This window comes from Bradyrhizobium sp., assembly GCF_049586575.1.
Lineage (GTDB): Bacteria > Pseudomonadota > Alphaproteobacteria > Rhizobiales > Xanthobacteraceae > Bradyrhizobium.
Genome location: NZ_JBAVCF010000109.1, coordinates 1 through 2,875, shown reverse-complemented (window position 1 = coordinate 2,875; position 2,875 = coordinate 1). Strand labels below are relative to the sequence as shown.

The window sequence follows — 2,875 nt, the reverse complement described above, 5'->3', positions numbered from 1 at the left end:
CTTGTTGGCCTCGAGGCCGAGCAGCTCGGGATTCCGGGCTCGCACCCGGCGGCGCGCCCGGAATGACCGTTGCTGATTTGCCCATCTGTCCAGCCTTGCCGCGAAAAATATTTCGCTTAACCCGTCGGGCAAATCAGCGATACCAGCTCGCCTCGTCTCACCCGATGAGAGGGGCGGCTCGCGATCGTCACGAACGTGGGTAGAGATGCGGTGGACGCGGACCTCGCCTTAAGACGAACGGCGGTGGCCTGCGGACGGCGAAGTCGTGTGGTCCTGACGCCCCGACGCTGGCGTCAACTCGGTGACGATGCTCCGCATCGTGACCGGGGATGGTGGCAAGAAAGCCCGGCTCACCAGGGAGATCACGAAGGAACCCGTTAAAACCATTGCGCAGGGAGTGCCGGATCGTTCCGGTGGACCTGTGGTGACTTACTCGTGTGCTTTCCATCCTTGCGCACGAGGCTGCGGGTGCGCCTAACGTACCGGCATTCCCTGCGCCCTCTCTATCCGGGACGGAATGTTTGTGCATCACCCGGGCGCAACTCGCGCCGCGGGAATGCGGGTCGACGTCCCCGTGCTGTTTGACACGTGAATCCGGGAAACCCGGAAAACGCATCGCTAGCAGCGATGCTCCTCTCGATGAGGGCCGAGTAACGTCTGTCAAGCGGTCCGCCCGCGCCGTGATGTGCGCCGGCAGCGGCAACGAGAATATTGAGAGCTAGAGCTAGCCGCTAACTTCTCGACAAACCTCGCCTCAAGAACTATCCTTATTCCATGAACATCATCCGCCGCACACTGGATATCGACGCCGACACTGATACTCGTCTGCGTCAAATGGCTTACGAGCGCGGTCAGGACGTGGCAGCGGTACTCGCCGAAGCCGTAGCGCTTCTCGATTCCGTCGTCGATATTACTGGACCTGATATTGCCGAGGACCGCCTGCGGCTGGACGCCTTCAAACAGACACGCTCTGCCGTCCCGCTCGACGAAGTGAAGACTTGGGTCGCAAGCTGGGGCTCTGCAAATGAACTGCCGCGCCCTGCGCCGCGCAAAATCGGATGATCCTGCTATCGTCCGACGCTGTTGAGGACGTCGATCGTTTGAGAAGCTTTCTCGATCAGAACAATCCCGGCGCTGCCCAGCGTGCACTGGCAACAATTTGGACAGCCGTCGACCGGCTGCAGGAATTTCCCGATCTGGGCATGCCAACCCCGGATGCGGACATTCGCCAGCTCGTCATCCGTTTCGGCGCGTCGGGTTACGTTGTTCGTTATACAGCGTTGCCACCGGATATCCTGATCACGCGGATATGGCATGGCCGAGAGGCGCGACTTTGATTACCTCTTCTCCACCGCATCCCTGACACTTTCGCCGACGAAGGCAGCGGCGCGGCGAAAAGCCTCGTCGGTGTCGCCGCGAAACGTCACGTTCTGCCGAAACAGCACCTTGTCTGCTTCGAGGTCGAGCAACTGGACATCGCCCCATTGCACCAGTGTGCTGATCTTGTGGATGCCGCCATAAACGACGAAGCGCGCGCCGGAGTGGCGGCTTGCGGTAATGAACTTGTCCGGCTGCATGTTGATGGGCGTGCACGGCGGCTCGGCGCATTCGAGCGGCAGTACGCGGAAGTCACCTTGCGCGCCGAGTTTCGCACGAAGCAATTCGGCGAACTGCGCCATGCGCGCCTGATGGGCCGCGCGCTGGTCCTTCGCCTCGCCCGACGTGTCGATGTAGTCGAAATCGGCGACGGCAACCGTGAGCGGAGCCGCCGAAAGTTTCATCGGAAATAACAGCGCGGCCGCCGCGCCGATCGCGGCGAGTGCGGCCCTGGCTCGATCTGCCCTGCTCATCTGCAATCCTCCGTGGTATCCCGTATTCATTGGCAGGGCGCAGCCGCCACCGCTGGTATGAGCGATCAGTTTCAGCCGGCGATCACGCGCTTTCTACTTCCAAAAGCCGTTCCCTTGCCGCACCTGTTGCAGTGCCATCCCGGGGATGAACCCGCCAAGCGTCACAATGCGCTTCGCGCGGGCCAAGAACAACAGCTTCAAAGGAGAATTTTCATGCGTCGCGTTACCGCTCTCTGTGCCGCCGCCACCCTCGCCGTCTCAAGCCTCGTCGTCGCGGGCGCCGCCGTCGCCCGCCCCATGCACATGCACGCGCAACCGTCATCAGGCTATTACGTGATCCGCTGGGACGATACCGGCGTCTGCCAGATCTGGAACACCGACCTGACGCAGAAGCCGTGGCAACTGTTCTCGCAATACGAGGTCGTCAGCAAGCCGGTACCGACCTTTGCGGCTGCGGCGACGATCCAGGAAAACATGCGGATGAGCCGCCGCTGCACGCTGTGAGAATTCTCTGCCGCTTGCGCCGGTTTCTCTCCACGTCGTCCAGGGCTTGACCCGGGCCCCATAACCACAAGTGGTCGGTTGTTGCGAAGGCAATTAACCCCAGCATGTCACGGATGGCCGCGGCGTATGGCTCCCGGACCGCGTTCGCGGAGCTTACTTGTCCGGGACGGCGTCCTGTATGTGACTTCGTCTGGAACAACCGGTTTTGACACCGCTCCCGTGAAATAGTATCGGCATCGCACGGGGGCGGATCGTCATGTCAGACACGTTTCGGCTGAAAGATTATCTGGCGCGGATCGGCCATCACGGCTCGCTCGCGGCCGATCTCGCAACGCTGAAAGCACTCCAGCTTGCGCATCTCGATGCGATCCCGTTCGAAGCGCTCGATCCGCTGCTGCGCCGTCCGGTGAACCTCGATTCCGCCTCGGTGCAGGCCAAACTCGTCGAGAGCCAGCGCGGCGGATATTGTTTCGAACAAAATCTGCTTTTCAGATCCGCCCTTCAGGCCATCGGCTTTCAGG

General features: G+C 61.5%; 5 protein-coding genes. 4 read left to right on the top strand and 1 reads right to left on the bottom strand.

Features of this window, described 5'->3' with window-relative positions; translation table 11 throughout:
• The first annotated feature begins 774 nt into the window (after window positions 1-774).
• On the top strand, window positions 775-1,062 hold the full coding sequence (locus WB528_RS03895; protein WP_423887116.1) for a hypothetical protein: 288 nt from the start codon (window positions 775-777) through the stop codon (window positions 1,060-1,062).
• Window positions 1,059-1,337 (top strand): type II toxin-antitoxin system RelE/ParE family toxin, encoded by a 279-nt coding sequence (locus tag WB528_RS03890; RefSeq protein WP_423887115.1) that lies wholly within the window; start codon window positions 1,059-1,061, stop codon window positions 1,335-1,337. The genes WB528_RS03895 and WB528_RS03890 overlap by 4 nt, the downstream gene beginning before the upstream one ends.
• Here WB528_RS03890 and WB528_RS03885 read toward each other — a convergent pair whose 3' ends face one another.
• Window positions 1,338-1,850, bottom strand: a complete 513-nt coding sequence (locus WB528_RS03885; protein ID WP_423887114.1) for a DUF2380 domain-containing protein — start codon at window positions 1,848-1,850, stop codon at window positions 1,338-1,340.
• Window positions 1,851-2,063: 213 nt separating this feature from the next.
• Here WB528_RS03885 and WB528_RS03880 point away from each other — a divergent pair, with 213 nt between their 5' ends.
• Both WB528_RS03880 and WB528_RS03875 read left to right on the top strand, forming a co-directional pair.
• Window positions 2,064-2,354 (top strand): hypothetical protein, encoded by a 291-nt coding sequence (locus tag WB528_RS03880; protein WP_423887113.1) that lies wholly within the window; start codon window positions 2,064-2,066, stop codon window positions 2,352-2,354.
• Window positions 2,355-2,610: 256 nt separating this feature from the next.
• The coding region (locus tag WB528_RS03875; RefSeq protein ID WP_423887112.1) for an arylamine N-acetyltransferase family protein at window positions 2,611-2,875 on the top strand (265 nt) is incomplete at its 3' end.